The 26,444-nt window shown below is 49.3% G+C and carries 18 protein-coding genes and 1 pseudogene; 10 read left to right on the top strand and 9 right to left on the bottom strand.

From position 1 onward, the window contains the following. Positions 1-82: 82 nt before the first annotated feature. The gene (locus NSP04_RS05725) at positions 83-1,393 is read left to right on the top strand and encodes a hypothetical protein (protein WP_257511383.1); all 1,311 of its coding nucleotides are present in this window, start codon (positions 83-85) and stop codon (positions 1,391-1,393) included. A 66-nt stretch (positions 1,394-1,459) separates the two neighbouring features. Here NSP04_RS05725 and NSP04_RS05720 read toward each other — a convergent pair whose 3' ends face one another. Together NSP04_RS05720 and NSP04_RS05715 are read right to left on the bottom strand one after the other, a co-directional pair. Beyond that, the gene (locus tag NSP04_RS05720) at positions 1,460-3,292 is read right to left on the bottom strand and encodes a leucine-rich repeat domain-containing protein (RefSeq protein WP_257511382.1); all 1,833 of its coding nucleotides are present in this window, start codon (positions 3,290-3,292) and stop codon (positions 1,460-1,462) included. Further along, positions 3,250-3,717: a hypothetical protein gene (locus tag NSP04_RS05715; RefSeq protein ID WP_257511381.1), complete on the bottom strand. Its 468-nt coding sequence runs from the start codon at positions 3,715-3,717 to the stop codon at positions 3,250-3,252. The genes NSP04_RS05720 and NSP04_RS05715 overlap by 43 nt, the downstream gene beginning before the upstream one ends. A gap of 418 nt (positions 3,718-4,135) precedes the next feature. On the opposite strand from NSP04_RS05715, the gene NSP04_RS05710 reads away from it, so the two are divergent. The 3 genes from NSP04_RS05710 to NSP04_RS05700 all read left to right on the top strand — a co-directional run bounded on the left by NSP04_RS05710 (position 4,136) and on the right by NSP04_RS05700 (position 11,032). After that, on the top strand, positions 4,136-6,694 hold the full coding sequence (locus tag NSP04_RS05710) for an ADP-ribosylglycohydrolase family protein (protein WP_257511380.1): 2,559 nt from the start codon (positions 4,136-4,138) through the stop codon (positions 6,692-6,694). A gap of 95 nt (positions 6,695-6,789) precedes the next feature. Beyond that, positions 6,790-9,384: a hypothetical protein gene (locus tag NSP04_RS05705; protein ID WP_257511379.1), complete on the top strand. Its 2,595-nt coding sequence runs from the start codon at positions 6,790-6,792 to the stop codon at positions 9,382-9,384. 34 nt (positions 9,385-9,418) lie between these two features. Next, the gene (locus NSP04_RS05700; RefSeq protein ID WP_257511378.1) at positions 9,419-11,032 is read left to right on the top strand and encodes an NAD(P)/FAD-dependent oxidoreductase; all 1,614 of its coding nucleotides are present in this window, start codon (positions 9,419-9,421) and stop codon (positions 11,030-11,032) included. On the opposite strand, the gene NSP04_RS05695 is transcribed toward NSP04_RS05700, so the two are convergent. The 4 genes from NSP04_RS05695 to NSP04_RS05680 all read right to left on the bottom strand — a co-directional run bounded on the left by NSP04_RS05695 (position 11,025) and on the right by NSP04_RS05680 (position 13,315). Then, positions 11,025-11,444 (bottom strand): pyridoxamine 5'-phosphate oxidase family protein, encoded by a 420-nt coding sequence (locus NSP04_RS05695; protein ID WP_257511377.1) that lies wholly within the window; start codon positions 11,442-11,444, stop codon positions 11,025-11,027. The genes NSP04_RS05700 and NSP04_RS05695 overlap by 8 nt on opposite strands. 164 nt (positions 11,445-11,608) lie before the next feature. Next, positions 11,609-12,292 (bottom strand): hypothetical protein, encoded by a 684-nt coding sequence (locus NSP04_RS05690; protein ID WP_257511376.1) that lies wholly within the window; start codon positions 12,290-12,292, stop codon positions 11,609-11,611. 7 nt (positions 12,293-12,299) lie between these two features. Beyond that, positions 12,300-12,836 carry a hypothetical protein gene (locus NSP04_RS05685; protein ID WP_257511375.1) on the bottom strand — a complete coding sequence of 179 codons (537 nt, stop codon included), beginning with the start codon at positions 12,834-12,836 and terminating at the stop codon, positions 12,300-12,302. After that, on the bottom strand, positions 12,833-13,315 hold the full coding sequence (locus NSP04_RS05680; protein ID WP_257511374.1) for a M23 family metallopeptidase: 483 nt from the start codon (positions 13,313-13,315) through the stop codon (positions 12,833-12,835). The genes NSP04_RS05685 and NSP04_RS05680 overlap by 4 nt, the downstream gene beginning before the upstream one ends. Positions 13,316-13,532: 217 nt before the next feature. Between NSP04_RS05680 and NSP04_RS05675 the strand changes: the two genes are divergently transcribed. From NSP04_RS05675 to NSP04_RS05655, 5 genes are all read left to right on the top strand, one after another. Next, entirely contained in the window at positions 13,533-15,911 is a 2,379-nt protein-coding gene (locus NSP04_RS05675; protein ID WP_257511373.1) for a DNA/RNA helicase domain-containing protein, read from the top strand. 523 nt (positions 15,912-16,434) lie between these two features. Next, positions 16,435-17,358: a type IV toxin-antitoxin system AbiEi family antitoxin domain-containing protein gene (locus NSP04_RS05670; RefSeq protein WP_257511372.1), complete on the top strand. Its 924-nt coding sequence runs from the start codon at positions 16,435-16,437 to the stop codon at positions 17,356-17,358. Further along, positions 17,351-18,229, top strand: a complete 879-nt coding sequence (locus tag NSP04_RS05665; protein WP_257511371.1) for a nucleotidyl transferase AbiEii/AbiGii toxin family protein — start codon at positions 17,351-17,353, stop codon at positions 18,227-18,229. Before NSP04_RS05670 ends, NSP04_RS05665 begins: the two co-directional genes overlap by 8 nt. A 182-nt stretch (positions 18,230-18,411) precedes the next feature. Then, positions 18,412-19,440: a hypothetical protein gene (locus tag NSP04_RS05660; RefSeq protein WP_257511370.1), complete on the top strand. Its 1,029-nt coding sequence runs from the start codon at positions 18,412-18,414 to the stop codon at positions 19,438-19,440. Positions 19,441-19,473: 33 nt separating this feature from the next. Continuing rightward, entirely contained in the window at positions 19,474-20,343 is an 870-nt protein-coding gene (locus NSP04_RS05655; protein WP_257511369.1) for a hypothetical protein, read from the top strand. Here the strand turns inward: NSP04_RS05655 and NSP04_RS05650 are convergent. Further along, a complete protein-coding gene (locus NSP04_RS05650) occupies positions 20,324-20,806 on the bottom strand; it encodes an Hcp family type VI secretion system effector (protein WP_257511368.1) in 483 nt (160 codons plus the stop codon). The two genes, NSP04_RS05655 and NSP04_RS05650, sit on opposite strands and share 20 nt — an antisense overlap. Before the next feature lie 208 nt (positions 20,807-21,014). On the opposite strand from NSP04_RS05650, the gene NSP04_RS05645 reads away from it, so the two are divergent. After that, a complete protein-coding gene (locus NSP04_RS05645) occupies positions 21,015-22,007 on the top strand; it encodes a chemotaxis protein CheB (RefSeq protein ID WP_257511367.1) in 993 nt (330 codons plus the stop codon). 64 nt (positions 22,008-22,071) lie between these two features. On the opposite strand, the gene NSP04_RS05640 is transcribed toward NSP04_RS05645, so the two are convergent. Together NSP04_RS05640 and NSP04_RS05635 are read right to left on the bottom strand one after the other, a co-directional pair. Further along, the gene (locus tag NSP04_RS05640; RefSeq protein ID WP_257511366.1) at positions 22,072-23,295 is read right to left on the bottom strand and encodes a ribonucleotide-diphosphate reductase subunit beta; all 1,224 of its coding nucleotides are present in this window, start codon (positions 23,293-23,295) and stop codon (positions 22,072-22,074) included. A gap of 113 nt (positions 23,296-23,408) precedes the next feature. Further along, positions 23,409-26,237: pseudogene (locus NSP04_RS05635) on the bottom strand (ribonucleoside-diphosphate reductase subunit alpha); the annotation flags it as partial. Between the last annotated feature and the right edge of the window lie 207 nt (positions 26,238-26,444).

The following is a 26,444-nucleotide window of genomic DNA, read 5'->3' as shown; positions in this document are numbered from 1 at the left end:
CAAAGCATTAAGTCACCAGCTTACCCCTGTAGAAATTATGCCGCCAAGACTATTTTTTAACGGCAAGCAATATGGAGTGCTCATGCTCAAGTTCTTTTCAGGATTAATCCGCCGGCAACCCAAGTCGCAAAACGATGTTGTTAATACAAGTAATTCGCAAACTTTTCCAATTTCGCAAACAGGCATTGAATCGCTTCAGGAACAAATTAAAAGCGCATTGAACTTAAGGCTGAAACTTGATGATTTTTTAATACTGGTTAAGTCAACAATTATTGACGCGCGCAAAAGTGCACTTCAACTCACTTCGATTGCTGATATCAATTCCATTCTTGATGAAACCGATGTGGCGAGCAATTTGGTTTTCTCACAAATTGGCCAACACATTCCACGATTTCGATACGCGTTGCGGCTGGAATATCTCAAGCAAGTGCTTGGTTTGGGCAATCGCTTCAACGTTGATGCGTTCAAGCTGCTGCAAAATCATTCCGGCTTTCCGGCGCACAAACAGCTTCAGCAAGAACTGGTACGCAGCCAAATTGAGGCCCACCTGGAACTTGAATACGGCCTACACCCCTGCCGAAGCACCCAGCGAATTGCAAGGCACAATATTTCCAGCATTAGCAAAGCCGAATACGTGCAGCACTGCCTGAACCTGTTGAACCTGGGCTTGCCAATAAGCGCTGAAACCACACAAAAAATGGTGGCGCTGTGCCAAAGCACCGGCCTGCCCAGCCAGTTGGTTCACAACCTTCAAAATGCGCACCAAAACATGGTGCCGGTGCACGTGGTAATTACCGACCTGCTGCGCGCCAACCTGGGTGTGCAGGGCAACCACAATACCCACCCTGCTTCACGCCTTCTGGAATTTAGCACTGGCTTTGTGTTTCACCCCAATTCCACAACAAACATCAATCAACTACTGAACCCGAATTCACCTTCCGCATTTCAAAACATTGGAAAGCTGCTAACCGACAAATATATTGCTGCATTGGCAAGCAACAACACCCGGCATTTTTTTGAGAATGCATTTGTGCAGCAAGACCCCTGTTTTGAAGCCACAGTTGAAAACCTGATTGAATTCAATCCCGAGCAAATTGCAAACACACTGGCCGTGCCCCCCACCCCAAAGTGGACCCGCTTGGCCAGCACTGCAGACAATATTGAAGCCCTGCTTGACTGGCAAGAACTTGCCACCCTGAAAAGCTATGCAGATTCAAACAACATTGCAGTGAAGGCGAATGAGCACCAAAAAATTGAGCAGCTACTTGGCTGTACTGAATTTCATGCATTCATTCGCAGTAAAAAAACCGAACTGCTTGGCCTGCTTGCTTCGTTGATTCCCAACGGCACACCGCACCAACTGCAAGCGCAGCTTGATGCGCGGTGGCCTTAACAACATCACTCTGAAGTCTTGAAATGCGCACTTGCTGCTCACAATGCGCATTAGATGCTGCTGCTTTCATCGCATCCAATTACCAAGCCTGCGCAGGCGCCCAGAAAAAGCTGAAGTTCTGCTAGCTGCGGTTTGCACTGGCGGGCCTACCGTGGCGTTTGAACTTGTCTGAATACTGTCTGCAAGTTCCCCAAGGTTAATATCGGCAAGTTGTATGGCAATTGCATCTTCAGGCAACTGAATCCCCTGTGCTTGCAGGTTTTCGCCCAGGCTGAAATTTCGAAGTTCATGTGGTGGCTTTTGAAATACCGAATCACTGCCCATGGTGGCCAAGGAATTTTTAAGGCTCTCCACTCCGGCGGCAAAGCCATTCAACTTTGCAACACCCACGGCCTTGGCAATCGCTTGGCTGGCCTGTACCATTTCACCTCCTACCCATGGCAAATACACAATGCCCTGGGGTAGCCCACCACCAATGGCCTTAATGCGCTGGGTACTCAGAATTTTTAAGCCCGTTTGATACAAGCCATTGCCTATTCGAGCTTGTTCACTTTGCAAACCTTGAACCTCAGCATCAAGATTCTTTCGTGCGTATTTATGCGCACGTACCAGTTGGTTTTGTTTTTCTAGTGGCTGCTGTTGTGTGCTGGCCAGTTGATGAAAATAATCACTGTACTGCGTGTGGAACTGCGCTGCATGGTTCGTATTCAGGCCCAAGGCATCGCGAACAGAATGCAAACCATCAAGCAGTGGTTGCTGATTTTCCTGAAAGGCCCGTTGTGCTGGAAAAGCCTGCCTGGAAGATTGCTTGCCCTGAATATGAAGTTTAATGTTGAGCGCAGCAGTGCGAGTTAAGGCACCAATGTTCTCGCCGTAATGCACCAAACTTAATAGCCGGGCCAGCTCCTGTTTCCGAACCGCTTCACTACGTCGCTCCAGGTTAACGGTATCGATAGGTCCATCGCTATAACCTCCATCTTCATCCCTAACCTGGTAGCTCGGCGGGCCATAGCCGTCAAGCGACCCACCAAGCGCAACATCGACCTGAACCAAATTGTTTAAAACGCTTAGGCAGACGCCTTCCAGGCAAACCTGTACCTGTGGCCAACTTAACTCACCCCTGTCATGGGCGAAAGCTAACATTTGAAACGCCGACATTGCATCTGTAACGCTTTTACTTTTCTCCAGCAAAATACGCTCTGTTTGCTCAGCCCACGGCTGGTTTTCAACAAGCAGTTTATGGTGTTCATACACATTGTTGTGAGCGCGTAAATTTGAACGCAACCTTGAAGAACTGTGTGCTACATATAGACCATAGCTAGCATCGCCTTCGCAGTGATAATAATCGTGAATAAACAAGTTTGTTAAGTTGGTTAGGCTGTCCACCGCATAACAAAAAGAATTTGTGCTTAGTAATTGATCAGCATTTTCACTTAACCCATTTTCAGCAATACTTAAACTATGTAATTTGGGTAATTGCGACAAACAATCAAAAAATGGTTTGTGGTATTTCACATCGGGTAAATACCCCAATCTGTTGTGATCTAAATGAAGAGTTTCCAGTTGTTTTAATTCGCCCAAACACTGATAAAACGCTTTTGCTGTTATCGGGTTTTCAATAACGTCGTCAAGTTTACTATTGGACAAACTAAGATGCTGCAACTGGCGGTGTTTGCTCAAAACACCGCAAAATGCTTCTATAACTTCCGCGCTTTGTAGTTGGTATAAACAGTCTAGTGTTAGCGTTTTTAACTGCGCGTAGCTGCCTAATGCATTAAAAACCACCTGTGCAGCTTGAAGATTATTGGGCAGATACCCAAAGCCAAAATCTAGGTACTCTAGCTGTTTTAATTGACTTAAACCGTTGGCAAAAGTGGTGCCACTTGGGCGTTTCCGCACAGTTTGCCCAGGTTATCACCTATCAACGTAAAGGATTGCAACTGGTGTAGTTGTGCCAAACAATTAGCAAACACTTGTACCGCTTGCGTGTTCTCTGCCAGCCTATCAAGATTATTATTGTTCAAGTTCAGGGTTTGCAAATTGCGGAGTTGGCTTAGGCCTTTGGCAAAAGCTTTAGCCACTTGCGGGTTCTCTGCCAGCCTACCAAGATTATTATTACTCAAGTTTAAGGTTTGCAAATTGTTTAATTGGCCTAGAGCATTAAAAAATACTTGAGCCACAGGTGGATTTTCAGCCAATTTGTGGAGTTGGCAATCAGTTAGGTTTAAGTGTCGCAACTCACGCAACTGGCCCAAGTTTGGCAAGGATGTGAGCGATAAAAAACGCAAATCTAAACTTTCACCCGCATTTTCAGATACTTCCAAAATTCGCTCGGCTGCACGCTTTCTGGAATGCCCCTCCTCAGGCGTGGCTTGGTTTACCCACTGCTGTAATTCTTGCTTGAAACTTTCCGCTGAGCTACCCGCATTAATTACACTACCAACCCGAGCTTGGGGTGCCGCTGCAATTACACCTGCTGTGGGGGTAGGTGCTTGAATTGAGCAAGCTTGTCGCCTTGCGGCAGACGGGTTTTGGTTGTTGCGGGGCAGTTGGGCGAGTTGAGTGGCGTTGATCATGGCGTGTGAACTGGGTGGTGGTTAACTCGCCTAGGTAACACGTGTTTGAATTCAGTTCCATTTGTCCCATTACGCAATTCGGGCCAACAGAACGGAATCGCTTTTAATAGTATTGCGAACTAAGCCCTGGATTGCGCTACCCAATATTTTCAACTTGGGCTTTCTAATGGGTAACGTTACTGACACCAAGGCAACAGGGGCTACACACCACACAAGTTTTCCTGGCGCCGCCAATCAAATTAGAAGCCCACAGAACCAAGAAATAAATAGTCACCACATTCAGTTCAAACTTAAAGCGGTGCCAACAGAAGAACTCAACACCGTGGTTGGTGCGTCTTTAGACAGCAAGCGAATTTCTGACAACCTGAAAAATCTTGCCCCCCGTTTACAGGAAGTTGCTGCCAATGGAACAAGCCTGATCAGCTTTGGCAGCATTTACAGCTACGAGCGAATATCAGCGGGGAATCGAGCCAACCTTAAAGTTAATTCATCGGGGATAATCGAACAAATTCTAGCCGCACGGGAAAATGCAGCAAATCCCGATATTGTGGAATTGTCACCCACAACCCGACTAACTGGCATACAAATTCAAAAGCACGCAAACAGCGCCCCCTCGGGCAATTGGCTGTCGGGTACAGTCACGCTCGAAGTTCTCGATGCCGGGAATTGGGTGGAAAGTGAAGTGCATTTCCAAGAGTTCTGCCCGGACTATGACGGTACCAGCTTAAGCGCACAAACATTGCTCACCCTTCTTGATCGAATACCGCACAAACACGCTTTTTCTGAAGCGCCACACTTCTACAGTGCTAATGGAATTGGTCGCAGTGCCAGTTTGGCTGTACTTTGCGCCTTCCGGAAAAGCTGTGCGGCCCAAGGTGGTTTCAATGAAAATCAGCTACAAACGATTGTTCAGGAACTTGTTAATCAAGGGCGTCAACAAAGAAACAGTGAATTCGTCAACACACCACAACAGTATCAAGAATTATTGTCCGCCTGCGCCACGCTTAATAAAAACATAAGCAGTTCAACCAGCACCGCGAAATCGACTCCTCAGCAAAGTGCAGCAAGCGCGCAAGCGACTGGTGCTGCTGCTCCTGGGGTTGCGCCAGCTGGCCCCCAGCGATATACATTGGCACACATCAGTCAAATAATTAAAAACTTGACTGAAAAAACTCCCGATCGTTTACAACCAAAACAACCACAAACAGGGACACCAGCACAGCCAGCAAATCAGCAAAAATCGACCGCCGAAGAAATAGCGATTGCCAATAGAAATAAGTTGCCCTACATGCCAATTCGAGCGCAAGGCATTGTTGACATTGCCAATGAACCGACCAAATTCCCTTTTCCGCAGTTGTCAGTTGATCAGGCCAAGAAATATGCCGGCGACGTAATTCGCGCAGGGTTTTACGGCGATGCCCTGGGGGCAGGTCTAGAAAGTAAAACATTGAGCACCAAAGAAACTTATCTGCTACCCACATTTTCAAGGTTGGACAACTTCTGGGCAGGCATTAGTAACACCTGGAAAGAAAACATTCTTCGTAACAAGCTGCACCACGTGGGTAAACACAATGCAACAGATGACACGCAGCAAGGTGTGCTCAGCATGTTTGAAAAAATGAAGTGGATGCTAAACCCAAACAAACAGCTTGAAGCCTTACCAAAAAAAATCATGGATTCATTCACTCGTCCAAAATTGCCCACTAGCAGCTTTTATGACCCCCCTGAAAAAAAAGCGGAATTTATAATAGAGGGCGGTGCCCGAACCCTACGCATGTGCCAAGACCCCAGAAGACGAGATTGGAACTGGGAAGACCGTTGCATGGTGGAGCTAAAGACTCTGAACACTCGAGCGGGTGGCGCAGGCAACGGGGCCATGATGCGAATTGGATACGACCTGCTACCCCTGTTGGCATCCAAAGCAACCATGCATGAACTGGTTGAGCAAGTATTGCTAAGCAACCAGGTAACCCACCCCAGTTCTTTGTCGGCCATTGCATCGGTTGGGCAAATTGTAATCATGGCCAAGTGCATGCATTTGCGAAGCCAAGCTGAACTAACAGGCAAAAAAGTAGAGCTTCCAGAAAATTTCTTTATTGATACCTTCTACGAAGTTGCATTGGCTTTGGAAAGCAATGAGAAATTTGAACTTGAGGGATGGGATGAATATGACCCAAACCGATTGAATGAAGCCTTCGACGCAATGGATTTCGGAACAATGGAAGCCGAATTCGAGCAAGCGGTGAAAAATAAATGGACGACAGGACGCCTGCCCAGTGAACTATTGAAAGGCCTTGGCCCAAATCACAAATACAAAGCGCCTGAAGCGGAAGCAATTCGCCGGGGCTCTGTTCAAGAAGCACTTGACGGCAACCCCAAGTCAACCCTGGACATGTATCGCTGCGATGCCATTCTAAAACGTTGGAACAGCCGCAGCTACTTGGGCGCCACGTTGCCCAGTGTAATTTTCATGTTGGAAAAGTATGGGTATGACGACCCTGCACGTGCGGTGGAATTAACCGCCTTGATTACAAAAGACAGCGACACCTGCGCCACCATCGTTGCGCAAACCATGGGGGCATTGCATGGGTCAGGCTGGATAAGAAAAGAAGACACCGAACACTTCGAACAAGGCTTGGCTGAGGCAGGTGGCAAAAGCTTCTACCCTGTTGAAAACTTAATTGCAGACATGAACACTTTTTACGACCGCCAAGCGGGTTCCTGAGCCATGCGATGTTGATGAAAAATAGCCATTGATTCAATCGCATGCACATTTCTAACCAGTATGGGCCAGTTCACAAAGGTGTGCGAGACCTTTGTTTGCCCGAGCTTGAATCGCCGATAGATTCGTGGACACTGGGGGTGCGCCAAAAAGAGCTGAATGAACGAGGTGCTTATGCGCACAGGTTCAACAAGGCTGGCTCGCGCAGCTCGATGGTTGATGCAGTCAAGAAAATTAGCCAAGACAGTATCTGCACACCATGCACGTACATAGGCCCTTCCTTGTGCCGAACCTACAATCACTCGATTTGGGAAGGTTGCGCGGCGCTGTTGTTTTCACCCGCGATGAACCTGGTGTTGGGGTACAAAGGCGATATTTATTCTGCCCGCCTTAGCGATTTACCAAAACTAAGCCATGATGTTCACAAGCGCTGGTTCAGGACAAGAGGCAGTTCCTTACCCATGTTTGCCGAAGATATTCGCACCAACTTTAACAAGTTTGGCCCCACTACTTCTGCATTCAAAGGCAGGGCCACCAAGCAATTGAATTTGGCAGTTAGCGCGCAGCACCACAGCAAGAAAATTCAGGAAATGGAAAAACGGGCCAACCAGTATTTCATGCCCGAAGAAAACAAATCTGCCTACAAGGTTGATGGTCCATCGAAAAATTTAATTCTTGAGCTACGAAATCGACATCATGAATTTCAAATAGATTCGAGGCCAGAATTCGACACGGTTTGCGATGTGGTGATGTTCATTGATGCAGTGCTAGACGCGGCACCTGAACTGGAACCATACTTATCGGCTGCCCAAGAAAAAATCAGCAATTTCGAAGACGACGCAGCAGTAAAAACCTATTTTCAGAATGCGGGTAACCCCAATATCAAGCCCGATCACCAAGTAAGCTACTCTTCTTACATGCAATGGCAATACGACGCTGGAAAAAGAGGAAACATTTATCAATCTTATTACGACCCAAGCACCGTACTTACTCCAAATGAGGTGCTGGGAATGCCTCATCTTAAAGACTTGGTGGGCGTGTTAATCGACCCCGGTAAGTTAAGTTCATTTGATCAAGCACTAGAAACCATTAATTATCTAAAACAATCAAAAAATGCCGCTGCCAGCAGGGTAGCCAAAGCCATTCCACCGTACGCCCATTTAATAAGCCACATTGACGAGGGCACCATCATTCAACTGGGGTGGTCTACGATGATTATTCCGTACAGCACCCAAGGACTGATCGAATACTGCGAAACGGGCCACATTACCTCAATGAACAATCAAGCATTTTCACCAGACTATTTTACCTTGCTTCACAGAATTGCAACCTATGGTTCATTGGTGTTCAATCAGAAACACGCCACTGTCGATATTCTGACAATAAAATCGAATGTTATCGATAATTTTTCGTCGATTCGAGATTCAATAGGAACACATTTGCTTAGGTCTGCCATTCAGCAACCATCTATCAACAAAGCAACCATACAACTTTTCTGCCACCTGGATTATTTATCAAATGGCAGAAGTCACGACAATAATATTGAAGCAATAAAACACTGCTATCCATATGCCCCTCATTTAAGAACACTCCAAGAGTTTACAAAGTTAGACGAGATAGAAGTTTTAACAAGCCAATACAGGCTACTGACTGAACAAATTGATCGAATTGAAAAATCAATTTTCGACGGGAAAAAGACCGAGCGATCCATGAAATTTCGATGTGGCTATACCGATCAAGGCACATTCCGCTACAACCTGCAGTTAGGCTCTTTGGCTTTAAAACAGGGAACCAGAACATCGAATAAAGGTGTGACATGGACAGGCTACTTTGAACACAACGACAAAATGCGTGAAGGTGGGGCAGCCTTAAGTTGGGGGCTAAAAAAAATACCAGAAGAAACTTCCTTCGGGTCATTTATTGATTTACTTGAACCGCTTTCTCTTCGCACAAAGCTGAACACTCGAACGGGCCAATCTTATGCCAGCCTACGTCTTGAAATGGACGGAGCATCAATGGGCATAGATTTTTCGAAATCGACAACACTGCGAATGTTTTTTACGCTGTTGCCCACACATTCAAGCACACCCATTAAGGCTCAGTTAACGGGTGCAAACTGCGACTTGTCACACCTCAACGAAGTGGTCGAGGATCCAAAAAAAGCGTTGTCAATCATAGCCACTGCATTTGATTCAGCCAGTAGCATTCCTGACCACTACTTGGCACCAACGCTTGTTTGCTTCTCATTTTTACACCAAGTATTGCTGAAGCACCAAGAGGCTTTTAACAGGGCGTTATTAGACAGTCCCACTGCTGGTGACGAAGCGATTGCGCTGAAAAATGCAATCGATATTTTGATTAACCAGGTAAAAAGTAACACCAAAAAAATTGCAGACCGGCATAAAAGAATCAGCTTCAACAACAACGAGATTAAGGTATTGCTGGATGACTTACCAAAATCTTTAAACACATTAGTACGATCACAACTTGGCAGTGATTATCAAATTTACCTTCCCGCCATAAATGAGCAGCAAACCTCAACGCCAGACACATCGCCCGGTACATCGCCCGGTACATCGCCCGACACAATATCGAATCATTCATTTATGACTCGACCAACTACGCGCTCGGTACGCGCGAAAGCCAAGAAAGTACTTTCTAAACTAACGGGAAGGTATAAAATGCCTCCTTGATCCGAAAAACAGATCCACAAGGTACACAACCGCCATGATCCGCCTGTCTGAGCTGAAACTTCCGCTTGACCACCCCGAGCACGCTCTGCCCGCGCTTATTCACAACACGCTTAACATTTCCCCCGAAGAACTGAAAAGTTTTTCCATTTATAAACGCAGCTACGACGCCCGCAAGCAAAAGCTGTTGCTGGTGTACATCGTGGATGTGGAATTGCACAGCGCCCAGCTTGAAGCACACCTGCTGGCCAAGTTCACCGGAAATTCGCATGTTCGCCCCGCCCCCGATATGGCCTACCACTTGGTGGCTAAGTTTAGTGAAGCGCCTGCCATTCGCCCGGTTGTAATCGGCTTTGGCCCCTGCGGAATTTTTGCCGCCATGATGCTGGCGCAAATGGGCTTTAAACCCATCGTGATTGAACGCGGCAAACCAGTGCGCGAACGCACCAAAGACACCTGGGGCTTGTGGCGCAAGCGTGTGCTACACACGGAATCAAATGTGCAGTTTGGCGAAGGTGGAGCAGGCACGTTTTCAGACGGAAAGCTGTGGAGTCAAATCAAAGACCCTCGCTTTTTGGGCCGCAAGGTGATGACGGAATTTGTAAAAGCCGGCGCGCCTGAAGAAATTTTGCTGGTCAGCAAACCGCACATTGGCACCTTCCGCCTGGTGAAGGTGGTTGAGAACATGCGCGAGCAAATTATTGCCATGGGCGGTGAAATTCGCTTTCAGCAACGGGTTAGCGATTTTCACATTGAAAACGGCCACATTCGCGGCCTGACCATTGAAAACTTGGCCGACGGCAGCAACTACGATTTGCGCGCGGATCATGTGGTGCTGGCACTGGGCCACAGTTCACGCGACACATTTGCCAAATTGCATGAACGCGGTGTGTACATGGAAGCCAAGCCGTTTTCCGTGGGCTTTCGAATTGAACACCCACAGGGTTTGATTGACCGTGCACGCCTAGGCCAACATGCGGGCCACCCGCTGCTGGGCGCAGCCGATTACAAACTGGTGCACCATGCAAGCAATGGCCGCTCGGTGTACAGTTTTTGCATGTGCCCTGGCGGCACGGTGGTGGCCGCCACGTCGGAGGAAAACCGCGTGGTAACCAACGGCATGAGCCAGTATTCTCGCAATGAACGCAACGCCAATGCCGGTATTGTGGTGGGCATAAGCCCGACCGACTACCCCGGCGGTCCGCTGGCGGGCATTGCATTTCAGCGCCAGCTTGAATCGCATGCATTCACCTTGGGCGGCAGCACCTACGAAGCACCAGGCCAATTGGTGGGCGACTTCATTGCGGGCAAACCCTCGACTGAACTGGGTAGCGTAGAACCTTCTTACAAACCCGGCGTGTACCTTACCGACCTGGCCAGCGCCCTGCCTGAATACGCCATTACTGCCATGCGCGAAGCCCTGCCCGCTTTCGGTAAAAAAATTAAAGGCTTCGACATGCACGATGCCGTGTTAACCGGCGTAGAAACCCGCACTTCATCGCCCTTGCGCATTACGCGTGGCAGCGACTTCCAAAGCCTGAATGTGAAAGGCCTATACCCTGCGGGTGAAGGAGCCAGCTATGCGGGCGGAATATTGTCTGCTGGTGTGGACGGCATTGAAGTGGCAGAGGCTGTGGCGAAATTTATTTAAACTCTTGCTCGCCAATCTGCCCCCAGGTTCGAATCCTGTTTGCGCTTACTTTAATCAGCGTTACTTCTGGATCTTCAGGCCCCTTGCCACCGAACCATTTCTCAAGCTGCTTTTGCCACAGCTTCTTTTTCAGTTCGACATCAACCACAATTTTGCCGGTTCCCCACACTGAAATGAAACTCGGGCCAGTGGGGTCGGTATAGGTTAGGTGCACACGGCTGTCCTGTTCCAGCTCGGCAATTTTGTCGGTGTCGGAATAGGAAAAAAACCAGCTGTCGCCATCGTATTCCACCTCGCTGTTGTTCGACATCGGGCGGCAGTCAATGCCCTCTTCCTTGAAGGTCTGCATCATGCAGAAATCAATCTTCGCCATGGCCTTGGCCACCTCGGCCAACTCTGTAGTTTTTTTCATGGTGTGCTCCATTGAAATTTGGATTAGATGAAAAAGGATTGTCTGTTCGAATACAGGTAACATGCCACGCCATACCCTGGCCAGTTTCATGTCCGTTCAGCATCCCCAGGGCCATTGCATACAGCGGCAAAAATAACGGCCCTAGTCCTTGATTTCAAATGAAGCTATTCACACCAGTTTTCCATGTCCGCCACCTTTTCCGGGTTGCAGTTCAAAGACATTTCATCCAGATGCAAAGGGACTGTGTTCTGTAACACCTCTACCTTTGTATTTGCTTTTTGTGATTCATCAAACAGGTTTTCACCATACGACGTTCGCAGTGAGCCAAGCACATAGTCGACCTTGATTTGTTCAATATCACCTGAACTGCGGGAAGCCTGAAACAACTCATACGCGCTTAATTGAAGGCGGGCACCTTCCAGCCGAAATGCAAACTTTTCAGTGAATGTGTCGTAACTTCCACAGCTGGTGCCATGGTGAAATGCAAGGGTTAGAGTGCCTTCGGCAATTTTCACCGCATCAGGTTCGAGCAATGGGTCGAGCCAGCACAGTGCATCTTCTTGATACGCGCTGGGCAGTAAATCGTCGCGGCTTAGTGCTTTTTCAAGCCCGGCTGGTGTGCTTAGCAACATCAACATTCGGCGCGGCGGCAGGCGCCCCACTTTGGGCAAACGTTTTATTTGGTCGAGCACAATCGCGGCGTCTTCCATGCCGTCGGCATTCAAATCGCCAGTGGCTAGGGCAATGCGCTTCCAGCCCTTGGGCGTCCACTTGGAAAATGGGTCAGGGGGAGTGGCAAAGGCGGTTGTAACTGCCAGGGTAAGCAGCAAAGCAATTGAATATTTCATGGTGGGGTTAGTCTGGCAACTCGCTCCATACGTAACTGCCTTGCGTGTTCAGGGCCAATATGCCCTCGGCGGCTTCGGTGGCCAGTTGAATTGCATATCGTCCATCTTCAGTCGTCACTTGTTCCCACAAGCCTGGACCAGACCGTGCGGCCTGAAAGTACAGAATCGCTGTGCTACCGTCTTCACCAAGGTCGGTTAGCAAATGCCCTTTAGTTAGCTCTGGATCTTGATCGCAATCAGTAACATGCAATGCGCGCTGAGAATTGGAAACTGGCCTTACTGGCAAATAAAAGGCTTTTAGATCACAGCGATTGGTTTCGCAAGTCAATTCAGCATCGCGCACCACAACGGCACGTACACATTTCTCTGCTACATCGCCTTTTTTAGCACCCAGAAAAAGCTGAGCGGGTTCTGCGCCTTCGTATGGCATAACACCCGAACCAACCCGGCCAGCGAGTGCAGTGGATTTCTCGGATTCGGTTTTGCTGCACGCCTGGACAGACAAAACCAAACAACTAAACACAAACACCCAGGATAATCTCATTTGCATTCCTTGCTTCTTAGGCAGAGTAGTGAATCAAGCAACTTGGTACAGTCCAGCAAATCGCCACGTCGGAAATATGGCGCGTTTTTCAAATTAGTGACTGACCCGGTAGAACGGCCCGAGTAGTGCTCGATATGAAGCATAGGGTGTATGCCACGACCAAGGCTACCTATCTTTCCGATCTGCTGCCCGGCGATAACCAGCGTCCCTACTTTGGGAATTTTTTCTGGCGCTATTTCACCGTAACGAATAATACCCAGTGCGCCGTGATCAATGGTTAATTGCGAAGTACCCAAATAGAAAAAACCGGACTCAACAACCCGCCCCGCAGTGATGGCCAATACAGGTGAATGAAGGGGTGCGTACAGATCGCATCCGGCATGCACACGACCTTTGCTGCGGTTGGAACCAAAACTGCGCGGTGACTGTTTGTAAGACTGTGTCGAAATCCATTCTGGAACTGGCCAGTAGTTACTCATAGCGTGTACCCAAGAAGAAGTCAGCATACTTTTACGAACTACTAGACACCTTTGCGAGTGATGCAATTTACAAGCCGCTCACTCACCGTGATCACCTTGAACATGTCCAATAACACTACCCCCACCCATTTGCGGCCCCCAATAAGATCACTACAAATGGTTCATCAAATAAAGGTTTCCTGATACATTCCAAATATAAAAACAAACTACAACCGCAATGATTGTTTATACCGCCCGCAAATCGAAGTTTCTGGACGACGTACTGGACGATCAAATTCATAAAGTTATTCATCGGGAATTTCAGCGCAAGCTGTACCGCAGGGCAGGCGAATCGGAAGTGAACTCCTGGCGCAACTCAATGAAAGAAATGCGCCAAGTGTTGACCGATCCCGACATTCCCGGCGACTCGCGGGTTTCAATCGAATACAACATTCCGCTGACTGGCAAACGCATCGACTTTATTTTGACGGGCCGCAATGCGCAGCTTGAAGAATGCGCGGTAATTATTGAGCTAAAACAGTGGAGCGACGTGCAAGCCACCGGGCAAGACGCGGTGGTGAATACGTGGCTGGGCAAAAGCAATATCAACACGCCCCACCCTTCTTACCAAGCCTGGACGTATGCAGCACTTATTGAAGATTATTCCGAGGTGGTGCAAAACGAACAGGTGCGCCTTAGTGCGTGTGCTTACCTGCACAACCTGAAAATTGATACGGTAATCAACGATCCGTTTTACAAAGCGCACACCGACCGCGCCCCTGTTTTTATTTCAAAAGACGCACGCAAACTTTCAGACTTTTTGAAACAGCATGTGAAGTACGGTGACCAGAACGACTTGATGTACCGCATTGAGCACGGAAAAATTCGCCCATCCAAAAACCTGGCTGACAGCCTGGCCAGCATGCTGCAAGGCAAGCGCGAATTTTTAATGATCGACGATCAAAAACTGGTGTATGAAATGGCGCTGGATTTGGCCCATGCGCGTGGCCCCGAACAAAAACGCGTGTTGATTGTTGAAGGTGGGCCAGGCACCGGCAAATCGGTGGTGGCCATCAACTTGCTGAATGAATTTACACAGCAAGGCAAGGTGTGCCAATACGTGTCGAAAAATGCAGCGCCGCGCGCAGTGTTTGAAGCCAAGCTAACGGGTACATTCAAGAAAACACGAATTACAAACATGTTCAAAGGATCAGGCGGCTATATTGCAACTGAATCTAATTTCTTTGATGTGCTTTTGGTGGACGAAGCCCACCGCCTGAATGAAAAAAGTGGCTTGTATGGCAACCAGGGCGAGAATCAAGTTAAAGAATTGATCAACGCCAGCAAGGTGAGCATTTTCTTTGTGGATGAATACCAGCGTGTGACGTTTAAAGACATTGGCAGCAAAGCGGAAATTCGCAAATGGGCCGAAGCGCTGGGCGCCACGGTGTGCGAGCAGGCACTGCGCTCGCAATTTCGCTGCAACGGCAGCGACAGCTACATCGCTTGGCTTAACCACCACCTGCAAATTAAGCCCACCGCCAATTTGAATATGGACGGACTGGATTTCGAATTCAAGGTATTCGACAACCCTGCAGCGATGCACCAAGCCATTCGTGAGAAAAACAAAACCAAAAACAAAGCCCGCGTGGTGGCGGGTTACTGCTGGGACTGGAAAAGCAAAAAGAACGCGCAGGCATTTGACATTGAATTTCCCGAATTCGGCTACCAAGCCCAATGGAATTTAGACAACGATGGCAGCACGTGGATTATCAAACCCAACAGCGTGGAGCAAGTGGGCTGTATACACACCTGCCAAGGGTTGGAGCTGGACTATGTGGGCGTCATTGTTGGCCCCGACTTTGTAGTGCGCAATGGCGAAGTGGTAACCGATGCATTCAAGCGTAGCAACATGGACCAAAGCATTAAAGGATTCAAGGGTGGAATAAAAGCGAACCGGGAAAAGAACCTGGCAATGGCCGACACAGTGATCAAGAACACCTACAAAACCTTGATGACTCGCGGCATGAAGGGCTGCTATGTGTACTTCACCGACGACGAAACACGCACACACTTTCAAGCGCTGTTGAATGGTTTTGAATATGTGGAGGCAGCACCCATGTTGACCAAATACGAAGGGTTGGACCTACCCATTGTGCAAGCAGGCCAGGAAGCCGCCAACAGCGTGCCGATTTTTGATTTGAAGTTTGCCGCCGGGCAGTTTAGCGAATACCAACAGGCCGACACATTCGACCATGTTGTGCTGCCCGCCCACCTGCGCGCCAGTGAAGGCTACTTTGTAGCCCGGGTTGATGGCGACTCGATGAACAAACGCATACCACCCGGCGCATGGTGCTTGTTCCACTTCAACCCCCAAGGCACCCGCAACGGAAAAATTGTGGTCGTACAACACCGCCGAATTTCAGACCCAGAACTGGGTGGGCAATACACCATTAAACGCTACAAAAGCGAGAAAAATCTTGGTGAAGATGGTGTGGTGAACAGCGTGATTGTATTGAAACCAGAATCGACGAATGACAAGCATGAAGCGATTGTGCTGAGTGCGGAAGATGCAGAAGAAATGGTGGTGGTGGCAGAGTTTTTGACGGTGGTTTGAGGGGGGGATGAGCCTTACTTTTATAACATTCCATAAACGCTGAGTTAGAGACCAAAATTACGCAGACAACAATCAACCGCTACCGTTCAATCGATATGCTGGCTCACTATTATTGCTTGTCGAGAAACACTGTAAAGGTCTATTACCAAATTGTCCTTGACACCAGTATTAGTGGGCGACTAGTGGTTGCGCCAGTGTTGTAAAAATCGAAGATTGGATTCAAATATTATTCCCCAAGCGAATTCACTGCTATTAGTCAAGTTGACATTACTCAAAGTAGATGAGGTGTAGGATCGATGGACGACAAAACTAAGGGTGAATCGCCCCGCTTTTCGAAAGCACTTTTTATCCTCACTTTAGACTGCCCCGTCACCAAACTCAAAATAGGGGCGTATCCGCATATCAACCGGCTTTGAATTGAATATGAGCGGTGCTGGAAACCCACACCGTGTTGAGCTTGATTGACATTCCAATGCCAATCATTTAACATCCGTCCTAAGGACGGATGTTAAATGATTGGCGCGTGAACGTTAAACACCTTTTACCTCAACAGCTTGCAGCAGAAGTCGCTCAGCAACTGAACAAGCACACCGGCCCTGCCATTACGCAGTATGAATTGGCTCGCCTGGTGTATCAAGCTGCGGGCAAACCAAACGTAACATCGGCATCAGCAAAAAAACAACTGACCGAAACTTTAAGCCTGCTTGAGCAATTTCAGCTTGTTCGCCCCGTCGAACCACTGACACAAACTCGCGGCTACCAACTTTTTGGGCACGAACGAAGTACCGCCATGGAACTTGCCTGCAGCCTTGACCCATTTGCATATGTTTCGCACCTTAGCGCAATGGAGCATCACGGCCTAACAGACCGCTTTCCACAGCTACTTTACTTAACTCGACCAAGGTCTACTGAATGGACTGCGCTGGCCAATGCGAAAATGGAACGGGACCTGCCGCAAGGCTTGGAAGGCTTTTTGAAGCAAGGCTACCCCAAGTTGGTTCGCCCCACTTTTAAAATGCTGCAAGGTACAAATGTGCATTTGCTTGAACGATCAAACCAAGGGGCGTTTCGATCAGTATCAAACACAAGCCTGCGCGTGGCCACAATTGGCCGAGTATTTTTGGACATGCTGCGCGAGCCCTCCCTATGTGGTGGGCTTCAACACGTCGTAGACATTTATACCAACAATGCGAAAAAATACCTTTCATTGATTGTGGACGAGCTGAATACGCATGGGGCCCCAATTGACAAGGTAAGGGCCGGCTTTCTGTTGTCTGAAGTTTGCAGGCTTGATCACCCAGCCTTCTCTGCCTGGGAAAAGTTCGCACAACGCGGCGGCTCTAGAAAGCTCGACCCAGAAGGCGAGTTTGAGCCCCACTATTCCAAGCGCTGGCAACTGTCAATTAACCTGCCCTCTCTTTTGAATAACGAGCACACATTTGAATAAGCAGATAGAACCACTGAACGTGGCGAGTTGGGTGGCTTGCGCGCCCGCAGAGCAGCAAGGCTTTCGGGAGGCTGTTCACATTGTGTTGTCTGCCATTGGTGGCAGTGTAGCGCTGCGCACACAAATGGTGATGAAAGGTGGAATGTTGATGGCCTTGCGGTACAACAGCACGCGCTTTACACGCGATGCCGACTTTTCCACCACCCAGCTTTACCAGCAAGGCAAAGAGAAAGAACTGACGGAAGAACTTGAAATACAAATTCAGTACTTCAACCAAGTACTTTCTTACAACACACATTGCACCATACAAACCGCATCAATGAGCCCACCGGGCCCTAACCGCACGCACCCCACCCTGAAGTTGACCATTGGCTACGCGGCACCCAGCAATCCAGCTGCCATGCGCCGTTTATTTGCCAAACAATCATCAAAAATTCTGGAAATTGATTTTAGTTATAACGAGGCTGTACTGGACATTGAAATGCTAAGGCTTAGCGATGCGGAAGAACTGCATGTGTACAGCTTGGCCAATTTAATGGCCGAGAAATACCGTTCACTGCTGCAACAACCACTGCGACGAAGAAACCGGTATCAAGATGTTTACGACCTGTATTTCTTGATCAGGAAAGTGGCACTGAGTAGCCTTCAGGAACAAGCACATTTGCTGGAATGTATAAAAGCTACTTGTAACTCTAAAAATATTGCTGCCCAACGGAACAGTTTGAATAACCCCGATGTACAACGCATGGCCGCCGAGGGTTACATCACGCTGGAAAATGATTTAAGCGAAAAGTTGCCAGATTTTGAATCGGCATATGGCATGGTGAGCGAGTTTTACAAAAACCTGCCTTGGCATGAATCTGAAAACTGAACCAAGAGACCTAGCCCTTCGATACGACGAACTTGCACGTATATATTTACGGTCTACGACACTTTCATAAGCAGTCAAAATACGCCCATCCCCCTCACCTCCTCGAAAATTCCCACCATTTCTACCCCTTACCGCCTTTCCCGCATACTGCCGCTTGCTTTGTTTATCTTCACCACTCCAGCATGAATACCCAGGCAAGAGATTTCCACGAAGACCACCTGCAACGTAAGGCACAGTCGCTGCAACTGGCCTACACCCGCGCACTAAATAGCCACGACGGTTCTGCACCTCTTTACCTGCACCAAGAAATGGATTTTTTGGGGCATTTTGAACCCGACACGAAAGTAAGCCTGGCCATGGTGCCGGAGGTGCTACAACACGACCCGGTGGCGGGCGTGATGCTAATGACCGCGCAGCTAAACACACAGCAAACCAACACCTTGGTCAGCGCTGCTGAGAAAGGAACGCTTTATGCCGCGCTGCTAGGGCAGTTATTTGGCCCAAACAACCTGCCCGGAAACCTGGCCAACTTGATCGAGGCCGGGGTCAAAGCGCGATTCACCGCAAAAATGAAGAGCGAATTGAAAACCATGCTGGCAAGCGGCAAAGCACGCACAGTGAAATTGGGTAATGGTGTGGAACTAAAAGCAGTTGGCTTCAAAGGCCCAAACCAATTTGGTAAACATGCTGATGTGCTTATTCGCATTCGGCAAACCAATGCCAAACAAATTACACTGCTTGAGAAAAACCAATTTCAAAAAATCAGTAAAAACATGAATACCAAATCGCTGGGTCCCACTGCGTTTAAACACGACAAGGTGCTCAGCTTGAGCCGACAGGCTTCTGATGAAATGTGGGAATTGCGCAGAATGACTGGCTCAACGTGGCTGGGCTCTGCGAAAGTGGGTGGTGTTCTTACGTTCGGACCTACATTGATCAACGACATCCTAAATAACTACAATCACAACGCAAAGCTGGGTCAAAAATTTAACCATAAACAGTTTGCAGTGGACAGCGCCAAGAATCAAACTGGCAATGCACTCGGCATGGCCGCTGGTTTTGGCGTGGCAATTTTATTTACAGGAGGCATGGTCGCTGGTGCCCCATTGATATTGCTATCAATAGGTGTTGGGTTGGCTGTTTCTGTGGCCTACGATCGCCTTGGGATAGATGATGTAGTCGAAGCCAAAGCCAAGAAGTTATTTCAATAAAACACTCAGACTGCACTGTAATTGCTAAAGACCATGATCAATCCAGCCCCTTTACACTTCTACTTCTTTGGTGGAGTTTTCAGTTTGTCATTCTTGCTGCTGATCGCCGCGACACCTCTGTATACCGCCACTTGGATGAGCACAGGTATATTTCTTTGCTTGTTTATCGGAATTATTCTTTTCTCGTTTTTCGTATGTTATCAATGGGTTTTTGTCAGCAAACGACCTGTCAAAGCGACCATGTTAGAGTTTGCGACGCTGCTCGCGGCATTGCATCCATTTGCATTTGGAATTCATTATTGGGATCCCCTAACAGACCACAGCAAGCTAATTCAAACCACGCACTGGTGGGAAAATATCAACCTTGTGTTTGGTATCGGCGTATTGCTTATCACCACTGCGGTCGCTTATGCGATTGCCTATTCAAAATCTGATAAAGCATCTCTTGAAACATACTCCAACCTTGAATGGTCCATTTTTCAAATAGATCTGCGAACCAGGAAGTATGGACGTCGTAAAAACTTTCCAATCATTCATACACTTTACTGGCCCCTCATATTGACGGGTGTGTTTTACATCTCGTGGTTTGCCAACCAATACGCCCACACAGCAGATTTAAAAGAAGACTTAAAGCTGATTTCGCTGATCGGAATGTGCTCAATGATTCTCTGTTACCTCTGCGGTCTGGTCTTTGGAGAAGGGATTCGGCTTATTCAGATCGAACGATATTTGAATAAAGGAAAATTCGGGATCGAAGGTTTGGAACATCTGCTACGCTGGCGCCACGACTATGTGAAGTACCACCTACCCACCCCAATCCGAAAGCTCAACCTTCGCCTGTTCAACCAGCATGTGGAGGCGTATGAACGCCTCCAAAACAAAGTTAAAACTTCACGCACTTAATGCAGTTGAACCCCGCAGTTACGGCTGCGCCACCTGTGCCGTCACCGTTCTGCGGTTTGTATTCTTCCTGAAATTCTGTGAAGGCGAAGGTGACCACTTCAAGGTCGCCATCGTCGCCACCGCCCAGTGAAATATCAATGTCGGTCACAATCACGTCTTTGAAAGTAATGCGCAAATATTCAAGTGGCAACAGGCCCGACTTTCTTTTGGTCAACACCATGGTGTCGTAAAGCTGGCCTACACAGGTTTGTGCATGCAGTGTGGGTGAAGCACGGTCCACGCGCTTTTCTACGCGCAGGGCTTTTACTTCGGCACGGCCTGCGGGTGCCAACACGCCACCGTTTGCTGCCACCGCCACATGCATGCCCCAGCGTGCGCCCAGCAGTTCCATTTCACCTGCGTGTTTCAAATCGACTGACTCGCCTTTTACATTACCCAACTTCAAAAATAAATCTGCCGGCATTGCGCTGTAACCCCTAAAAATTAGAACAAGCGGGGAAGTGTAGCGGGCAGACCTCTGGGGGTAGAACTTTGAGCAAAGGGAACCATGTGCACACCTATTCAGAGTGATGTATGCCCCACCCTGCATTCCCCGTATTTAAACCCTGTGTTCGTATTGGGTGTATGTTGAACTCACGGGGACTTCCCCACGCGAAGCTTCAAAAGGCAATATGGACAAGGAACGGATCATTGTTATTGGCGCATCAGCGGGCGGAGTGGAAGCACTTCTTACCATGGCGCCCCTTTTGTCGCCCAACCTGGCGGCCCCGGTTGTTGTGGTGCTGCACATTGGCTCACACCGCAGCTTGCTGCCCAACTTGCTAAGTTCCAAGGGGCCCAACCCTGCCGTGTTCGCCCAAACTGGAATGGTGCCACGCCCGGGCATGATCTATGTTGCGCCTTCAGACCACCATGTGTTGGTTGAAGAAAATAAATTCATCCTACAACGTGGCCCTAAGGAGCACCACGCCCGGCCCGCCATCAACCCCTTATTCAGATCAGTGGCCATTGATCAAGGACCACGCGTGGTCGGCGTGGTACTAACAGGAAGGCTAGACGACGGAGCCGCTGGTTTGCACGCCATTAAAGCGTGTGGAGGGACCACAATTGTTCAAGACCCGAATGAGGCCCGCGAGCCAAGCATGCCACTGCAGGCCATCGCCGGTACTTCAGTCGACCACATCGTGAGGCTTGATGAAATGACAAAACTTATCAACACGCTGGCACAACCGCTGAACTCAACATCGCAAAACAAAGCACCCGAATGGCTGAAAACTGAACATGCGGTTACTTTGGGGGCGGGCATGGGGGAACTGAGTCGCATTGGTTCGCCGTCAGGATTTACTTGCCCGGACTGCGGGGGTTCGTTGTTCGAGATCAAAGAAGGCAAGCCGGTGCGATTCCTTTGCCACACAGGACATGCGTTCAGCTTGTTGAGCCTTGCCGATCTGCAAGACAATGTGGCTGAAGAAAACCTTTGGGCTGCCCTACGCGCGCTTCAGGAAAAAGAAGCTTTGTTGCGTAAATTGTCTGAGGTTCAGGCCTGCGATGGCGCGGCGGGAGCGGCTGAAACGTTGCAGGAAGCGGAGAAGCTTGCCAACTTTATTCAGCAGATGCGCACCATGGTTTGGAAAAATCCGGAGAGTGAAACTGCAGAAATTTAGCTTTAGGGGTTTAGACAAAGTTCAACCAAGGCACTGATCGAACTTTGTCTAATTCTTAACTGGTTTACTCCCAGTTCAACGCCCCACCAGTCTGGTACTCAGTCACGCGGCGTTCGAAGAAGTTGGTTTCTTTCTTCAAGTCCATCATTTCGCTCATCCATGGGAACGGGTTGGTTGCGCCTTCGTACAAGGTGCCCAAGCCAATCTGGTTGGAACGGCGGTTGCAAATGAATTTCATGTATTCCATAAACTGGGCTGAATTCAGGCCCAACACGCCACGTGGCATGGTGTCTACGGCGTACGCGTGTTCAAGTTCAACAGCCTTGCGGAACATGGCCTTGATTTCTTCCTTGAATTCCGGGGTCCACAGGTGTGGGTTTTCCAGTTTCACGGTGTTGATCAAATCAATACCAAATGTGCAGTGGGCAGATTCGTCGCGCAAAATGTACTGGAATTGCTCGGCAGCACCAATCATTTTGTTTTGGCGGCCCAGCGCCAGAATTTGCACAAAGCCCACGTAGAAGAACATGCCTTCCATTACACAGGCAAAAGCGATCAAGCTTTTTAGCAACGTTTGGTCCGCTTCCAGTGTGCCGGTTTTGAATGATGGGTCGGTCAACACGTCAATGAACGGCAGCAGAAAGTCGTCTTTGGCCTTGATGCAGGAAATTTCGTTGTACGCGTTGAAAGTTTCTGCTTCAGGAATGCCCAAACTTTCCACAATGTACTGGTACGCGTGGGTGTGAATGGCTTCATCAAACGCCTGGCGCAGCAAAAACTGACGGCATTCAGGCGCAGTAATATGGCGGTAGGTGCCCAGCACAATGTTGTTGGCAGCCAGTGAATCGGCTGTTACAAAAAAGCCCAAGTTGCGCTTCACGATCAGGCGTTCGTCTTCAGTCAAACCGTTGGGGTCTTTCCACAAGGCGATATCGCGGTCCATGTTGATTTCTTGCGGCATCCAGTGGTTGGCGCACTGGCTAAGGTACTTTTCCCAAGCCCACTTGTACTTGAATGGTACAAGCTGGTTTACATCGGTGGTGCCATTGATTACACGCTTGTCGGCTGCATTTACGCGGCCAGCTTTTGCTGCGTCTGCGGCAACTGGCTTTTGCACAGGCGCGGTGGCCGAACGCGCAGCTTGCTGGTACAAACCTTGGCTTGCCGGCGCAGCAGGGGCTGCAAAGCCAGAAGCCACTGAACCCATGGCGGGGGCCGCAGGCTTTACAGGTGCAGCGGTTGCAGTTTTACCCATGGCTGCGTCAAATTCATCGTCCCAGGACAGCATATCTTCTAACTCCTCTACTAATACACTGTTTAAAGTCACAGTGTCATTGTGTTTGTTTTTATTCAAAATGGCAAGGCCACTTATTCACACTTTATTGGCAGCTTATTGGCAGCTTACTGGCATGCTTCGCATTCATCGAAACCTGCATCGCCGGGGCGCATGGTGCATGCTTTGCCTTCAATTTCCTGCTCAGGCAAATTGGGCACCACGCCTGTGGCAGGGGCTGATGTAAACGCAGCAGACGCACCGCCTTCAGCATTCACGGAATTCAGCTCACCACCGGCCAAGGTTGATTTCTCGGCGTGTGTGGCGCCAATGGTGCGTAGGTAATACGTGGTTTTCAAACCGCGAATCCAGGCCAGTTTGTACGTGTCGTCCAAACGCTTGCCGCTTACGCCAGACATGTAAATGTTCAAGCTTTGGCCTTGGTCAATCCATTTCTGGCGACGGGCTGCTGCTTCAACCAACCAGCGTGGGTCCATTTCAAACGCGGTGGCATACAGGCGCTTCAAATCTTCCGGAATGCGGTCAATCTTCATCACCGAGCCATCGAAGTATTTCAGGTCGGAAATCATCACTTCGTCCCAAATGCCCAGGCGCTTCAAGTCGCGCACCAGGTGTTCGTTCACGATGGTGAATTCGCCTGAAAGATTCGACTTCACATACAAGTTCTGGAATGTGGGCTCAATCGAAGCCGCCACACCAATAATGTTGGAAATGGTTGCCGTAGGCGCAATGGCCACGCAATTGGAGTTGCGCATGCCGTGCTGCTTGATGCGGGCACGCAGTGCGTCCCAATCCATGCGGCTGGAAGTGTCTACTTCCACGTAACCGCCGCGCTCTTCTTCCAGCAGCTTCAGTGAATCCAGCGGCATGATGCCCTTGTCCCACAGCGAGCCCTTGAAGGTGCTGTAAGCACCGCGCTCGGCGGCCAGTTCTGTCGATGCTTCGTAGGCGTAGTAGCAGATGGCTTCCATGCTTTCATCAGCGAATTCAACAGCGTCGCGTGAAGCATAGGGCTTGCGCATCATGTGCAGTGCATCTTGAAAGCCCATCATGCCCATGCCCACGGGGCGGTGGCGCAGGTTGGAATTGCGCGCCTTGGCCACGGCGTAGTAGTTAATGTCGATCACGTTGTCCAGCATGCGCATGGCCACGCCCACAGTTTTCTGCAGTTTGTCGTGGTCCAGCACCAGCTCGCCATTGTCGGCAGGCTTCAAGTGGCGGGTCAGGTTCACGGAACCCAGGTTGCACACTGCAATTTCGTTCTCGTTGGTGTTCAGGGTAATTTCTGTACACAGGTTTGACGAGTGCACCACGCCCACGTGTTGCTGGGGGCTGCGAATGTTGCAAGGGTCTTTGAACGTAATCCAGGGGTGGCCGGTTTCAAACAACATGGAAAGAATTTTGCGCCACAGCTTGGCCGCTTCCACGGTTTTGAACAATTTCAAATCACCACGCGCGGCTTTTTCTTCGTAGCCCACATAGGCTTTCTCGAAGGCTTTGCCGTACAGGTCGTGCAAATCAGGCGCGTCGGATGGGCTGAACAAGGTCCAGTTACCACCTTCCATCACACGCTTCATGAACAGGTCGGGAATCCAGTTCGCGGTGTTCATGTCGTGCGTGCGGCGGCGGTCGTCACCCGTGTTCTTGCGCAGCTCCAGGAATTCTTCAATGTCCAGGTGCCAGGTTTCAAGGTAAGCACACACCGCGCCTTTGCGCTTGCCACCCTGGTTCACGGCCACAGCAGTGTCATTCACCACTTTCAAGAATGGCACCACACCTTGAGATTTGCCGTTGGTGCCCTTGATGTGGCTGCCCAAGGCACGAACAGGCGTCCAGTCGTTGCCCAGGCCGCCAGCGAACTTGCTCAGCAGTGCGTTTTCCTTGATGCCTTCGTAAATGTCGTCCAGGTCGTCGCCAATGGTGGTGAGGTAGCACGAAGACAACTGCGAACGAATGGTGCCGCTGTTAAACAGAGTTGGCGTGGAGCTCATGAAGTCGAATGTCGACAAGACTTCATAGAATTCAATGGCGCGTGCTTCGCGGTCTACTTCATTCAGTGCCAAGCCCATGGCCACGCGCATGTAAAACGCCTGTGGCATTTCAATGCGGGTGCCTTCCACGTGCAGGAAGTAACGGTCATAAAGTGTTTGCAGACCAAGGTAATCGAACTGCAAGTCGCGTTCGTACTTCAGGGCTGCGCCCAACTTCTTCATGTCAAACTGGGCGAGGCGATTATCGAGCAAGCCAGCGGCAATGCCTTTCTTGATGAACTGGGGGAAGTACTCGGGGTACACCTGCGCCATTTCATCTTGCGCAATTTCGCGGCCAACAATTTCACGGCGAATGGTGTGCAGCAACAGGCGCGATGTAACCAGCGTATAGCTGGGTTCGTTTTCGATCATGGCGCGTGAAGCCAGAATGGCCGACTTGAACACTTCGTCGATTTTTACGCCATCGTACAGGTTCTTCAGGGTTTCTTTCTGAAGGTGTGCAACATCAATTTCATTCAAGCCAACAGCGGCGCTTTCAATCAGCGCTTTCAATGCTTCTACATCGAGTGGGCGCTTGATGTCGCCATCCATCACATTCAGGGCATGCTGCTCTGCCTGCTCAACCTGCTTGGCGGCGCGTTCTTGTGCACGGCGCTCGCGGTACAACACGTAAGCGCGGGCCACTTCGGCTTCGCCGGAACGCATCAAGGCCAGTTCAACCTGGTCTTGAATGTCTTCAATGTGGAAAATGCCACCAGAAGGCTGGCGACGCACCAACGCATTCACTACGCCATTGGTCATCTGCTCAACCAGTTCTCGAATACGGGCAGACGCTGCACCTTGACCACCATTCACAGCCAAAAATGCTTTGGTCATGGCAACAGCGATTTTGCTGGGCTCGAAACCCACCACGGCACCATTTCGGCGAATGATTTTGTAATTTGCGTACACGCTATCGACCACAGGCGCTGCGTTGGCAGGCTTGCTGGTAGACATGGGCGCATCAGTCGCCAAATTAGTCGCCAAATCTGAGGGGCCATGGCTAGTTAGCATGCATCTTTCTCCTGGAATAAGCTTGTTCTTGAGGATTTATTTTTGTGGTGGGGCACAACCGGCAACCACTATATCTTGTGTTTTGTAAGTGGCTTGGAA

This window comes from Limnobacter parvus, from assembly GCF_024623725.1.
GTDB classification, from domain to species: Bacteria; Pseudomonadota; Gammaproteobacteria; order Burkholderiales; family Burkholderiaceae_B; genus Limnobacter; species Limnobacter parvus.
This window is presented reverse-complemented; position numbering and strand designations above follow the sequence as displayed.